Below are 4,252 nucleotides of genomic sequence, written 5' to 3' on the forward strand. Positions count from 1 at the left end.
GATTGGCAAACTCATTCAGTACATCTTGAGATGTTGCTGGTAACAGCCCCTTATAGGGGCAGAACAAACCGCCGGCTGAGCCGGCGGTTCTGATTTCCGGTCTGTCCGGAAAGAAGTACAAGGGAAGACAGGATGAATCAACAGGAGGAAGATCCATATGCAGGAAGTTTACGAGTTTCTGAAAAAGTGCGGAACGTACTATCTGGCTACGGTAGAAGGCGACCAGCCCCGTGTCAGGCCGTTTGGAACAGTGGATATTTTCGAGGGTAAACTCTATATCCAGACGGGCAAGGTCAAGGATGTGTCCAGGCAGATCCAGGCCAATCCCAAGGTGGAGCTTTGCGCCTTTATGGATGGAAAATGGCTCAGGGTATCCGGAAGGCTTGTCAGGGATGACCGGGTGGAAGCCAAAAAGCACATGCTTGACAATTATCCGGAACTTAAATTCATGTATTCTCCGGAGGATGATAACACGGAGGTGCTCTACTTCGAGGATGCGACAGCCACCTTCTATTCATTCACCAAGGCGCCGCGGGTGATTAAGTTCTGAAAAACGGTACCCGATATTTGCGGTCCGGGATGGTATGACGTGGGATGAGCTTTCCGGCGCTCTGCCGCCTGTTTCGGCATCCGGCGGCAGGGTGGCCGGGGAGCTTTTTTGTTGGCATAAGACGGATTAGGAATGTGGAAAGCCGTTGTAAGCTGTCCGCCATTGGTCATGAACGTTAAAAACTGTTGAAACCAATATATTGTATATGGTAAAATAACCTAAACTAAATATTGTTGTTGCAGGTACTGTCCTTGACAGTTTAAAAGGGAAGCAGGTGAAATTCCTGCACGGTCCCGCCGCTGTGATGGTGAGACATGCCACAGCGAGCCACTGGATAGCTTCCGGGAAGGTGTGGCGTGCCGATGAGCCAGAGTCAGAAGACCTGCCTGTAACGAAGCACCGTGAACTCTACGAGCGATAGAGGGGTGTTGGATATGTGCATGACTGCCCGGGTTGGGTATTGGACGGGTATTCACGATACCTCTTGACGTTTGTCGAGAGGTATTATTTGTCATAACCCTTAAAGAACTCATTTTCGAAAGTGGGGGCGTAACAAATGATTACAAAAATCAGGAAAAGGGACGGAAGAGAGGTACCCTTCAACATTGAGAAGATAACCAATGCCATTTTCAAGGCCACCAGGGCTGCGGGGGAGGAAGACTATGACAAGGCCATGGTCCTGGCGGAGAAAGTCGTGGAGCAGCTTCATAGAAATCCGGATATACAGGTTCCGGGTGTGGAGGATATCCAGGACATCGTCGAAAGGGTCCTGATTGAAGAAGGGCTTTCCCGGACCGCCAAGAAATACATCCTCTACCGGGCTGAACGGACGCGTGTCAGGGAAATGAACACCCGTTTGATGAAGATATATGAGGAGTTGACCTTCAAGGAATCCAAGGACAACGATTTGAAGCGGGAGAATGCCAACATCGACGGCGACACCGCCATGGGAACCATGCTCAAATATGGTTCCGAAGGGGCCAAGCAGTTCGGCGAAATGTTCATTTTGAAGCCCGAACACGCCGAAGCCCATAAAAACGGGGACATCCATATCCATGATCTGGACTTCCTCACCCTGACCACCACCTGCTGCCAGATCGATATCGCGAAGCTCTTCAGGGATGGCTTCAGTACGGGGCACGGGCATCTGAGGGAACCCAACGATATCCTGAGCTATTCTGCCCTGGCCTGCATCGCGATTCAGTCGAACCAGAACGATCAGCATGGCGGGCAAAGCATCCCCAATTTTGATTACGGCATGGCGCAGGGGGTTGCAAAGACCTATTCCAGGCTTTACAGGCAGAACCTGGCCAAGGCGCTGGAATTGCTGTCCGGCCTTAAGGATGCCACCGAACGGGTGAACGCCATCGCCCGTGAACTGGAAGACGAAGAGGGCCTGCATCCGGCCCTGGTCCCCGATGAAAGCTATTTTGAACTGGAGCATAGGCTCCTTTTGGACCTCCTACCTGATGCCGATCTAATCCGTAAGGCGCAGGCCTTTGCCATGGAAAAGGCGCAGGCGGAAACCGACAGGTGTACATACCAGGCCATGGAGGCTTTCATCCATAATCTGAACACCATGCACAGCCGGGCCGGCGCCCAGGTGCCTTTCAGTTCCATCAACTATGGCACGGATGCCTCTCCGGAGGGCAGGATGGTTATCAAAAATCTCCTGCTGGCCACTGAAGCGGGCCTCGGCTATGGGGAAACCCCCATATTCCCGGTGCAGATCTTCAAGGTCAAGGAAGGCATCAACTACAATCCCGGGGACCCCAACTATGATTTGTTCAAGCTCGCCTGCCGGGTAAGCGCCAAAAGGTTGTTTCCGAACTTTGCGTTCCTGGATGCCCCCTTTAACCTGAAGTATTACAGGCCAGGTCAGCCTGAAACCGAGATCGCCTATATGGGCTGCAGAACAAGGGTGATTGGCAATGTGCATGATCCGTCCAGGGAAATCGTTACCGGACGGGGAAATCTGAGCTTCACCACTATAAACCTGCCGAGGATTGCGCTGAGGAGCAACGGGGATGTCGGTCAGTTCTTTAATGAACTGGATCAGAAGATCGATCTGGTCATTGATCAGCTCCTGGAGCGGTTTGAGATTCAAGCCCGGAAGAAGGTGAAAAACTTCCCGTTCCTGATGGGGCAGGGGATATGGATCGATTCCGACAAGCTTGGCTGGGAGGATGAATTAAGGGAGGTCCTGAAACACGGTACCCTCACCGCAGGATTTATCGGACTGGCAGAATGCCTGAAGGCCCTGATCGGCAAACACCATGCCGAATCGGAGGAAGCGCAGGCACTCGGCCTGAAGATTGTCGGCCATATGAGAAAACGCATGGATGAGGCCAGCAGGAAATACCAAATGAATTTCACCCTCCTGGCAACCCCGGCAGAGGGTTTGGCCGGCCGGTTTGTCAGGATGGACAGGGAACTGTTCGGCAACATTGAAGGCGTCACCGACAGGGCGTATTACACCAACAGCTTCCACGTTCCGGTGTACTATGGAATCAGCGCTTTTGACAAGATCAGGATTGAAGCGCCCTACCATGAGCTGACCAATGCGGGGCATATCACCTATGTGGAAGTGGACGGCGATCCCACGCAAAACCTCCAGGCTTTTGAAAAGATCATCCGGGCCATGAAGGAAGCCGGTATCGGCTACGGTTCCATCAACCACCCGGTGGACAGGGATCCTGTATGCGGGTTTACCGGCATTATCGGCAACACCTGCCCTTCCTGCGGCCGGGAAGAAGGGGACATCCGGTTCGAAAGGATCAGGCGCATCACGGGATACCTGGTGGGCACCCTTGACCGGTTCAACGATGCCAAGAGGGCCGAGGAACGTGACAGGGTCAAGCATATGTCCTTCTGCAGGATGGGGTGACAAATCAAAAGTGGAAACGTACATCAGAATCGCAGGCATTATCAGGGAATCCATCGTGGACGGGCCAGGGATACGGATGGTGGTTTTCGCCCAGGGATGCAGGCATAAATGCCCTGGCTGCCACAACCCTGAAACCCACTCCTTTGACGGCGGCACGCTGGTGACGGTGGATGCCATTATCGAACAGGCCAAAAGGAATCCTCTGCTGGATGGCATTACATTCAGCGGAGGAGAGCCTTTTGAACAGGCCGAGGCTTTTGCTGTCCTCGCCCGCGAGGCGAAAAAGCTGAACCTGGATATCATGACCTATACCGGATACACCTATGAGTACCTTGTGGAAAACGCCGTGAAACACCGGGGATGGCATGACCTGCTCGAGGAAAGCGATATCCTGGTGGACGGCCGGTTTGAAATGGATAAGCGAAACCTTCTTCTGAGGTTCAGGGGCTCGGAAAACCAGAGGATCATCGATGTCAAAAGGACAAGGGCTGAAAACAGGATTGTTGTTTTGGATTAGGAAATTGATTCTTGTATATGATTACACAAATTAACTATATCATTGAAATTTATTAAAATACCTTGAATAACGGTTACAATTAATCATTAAATTGCATTACAATATAGGTATTGTTTATACTTATATTTACATGCTAGAATCTTTTGTATGAAATGGTATATCTGCTGTTAGTTGCAGAGTAAAAAGGGGGATTGAAGGAGGTAGGTACCGTCAAGAATTTTTCGCAAATTCATAACCCGCTTGGTAGTCATCACCTAGCCAGCAGTTACCTGTGAATCAGTCATGACATCCAGGGCCT

The 4,252-nt window shown here is 51.5% G+C and carries 3 protein-coding genes and 1 riboswitch; all 3 genes read left to right on the plus strand.

Features of this window, described 5'->3' with window-relative positions:
* The first annotated feature begins 157 nt into the window (after nt 1-157).
* The 3 genes from F3H12_RS12790 (at nt 158) to nrdG (ending at nt 3,954) form a co-directional block, all read left to right on the plus strand.
* The gene (locus F3H12_RS12790; protein WP_149679705.1) at nt 158-550 is read left to right on the plus strand and encodes a pyridoxamine 5'-phosphate oxidase family protein; all 393 of its coding nucleotides are present in this window, start codon (nt 158-160) and stop codon (nt 548-550) included.
* A 223-nt stretch (nt 551-773) separates the two neighbouring features.
* Nucleotides 774-954: riboswitch (cobalamin riboswitch) on the plus strand.
* 152 nt (nt 955-1,106) lie between these two features.
* Complete coding sequence (locus F3H12_RS12795) at nt 1,107-3,437, plus strand: anaerobic ribonucleoside triphosphate reductase (protein WP_149679706.1); 2,331 nt, start codon at nt 1,107-1,109, stop codon at nt 3,435-3,437.
* 10 nt (nt 3,438-3,447) lie between these two features.
* Complete coding sequence (nrdG, locus tag F3H12_RS12800) at nt 3,448-3,954, plus strand: anaerobic ribonucleoside-triphosphate reductase activating protein (RefSeq protein ID WP_149679707.1); 507 nt, start codon at nt 3,448-3,450, stop codon at nt 3,952-3,954.
* The last annotated feature ends 298 nt before the right edge of the window (nt 3,955-4,252 follow it).

Origin of the sequence: Thermoclostridium caenicola, from assembly GCF_900142095.1 — a bacterium.
GTDB lineage: Bacteria > Bacillota > Clostridia > DSM-8532 > DSM-8532 > Thermoclostridium_A > Thermoclostridium_A caenicola.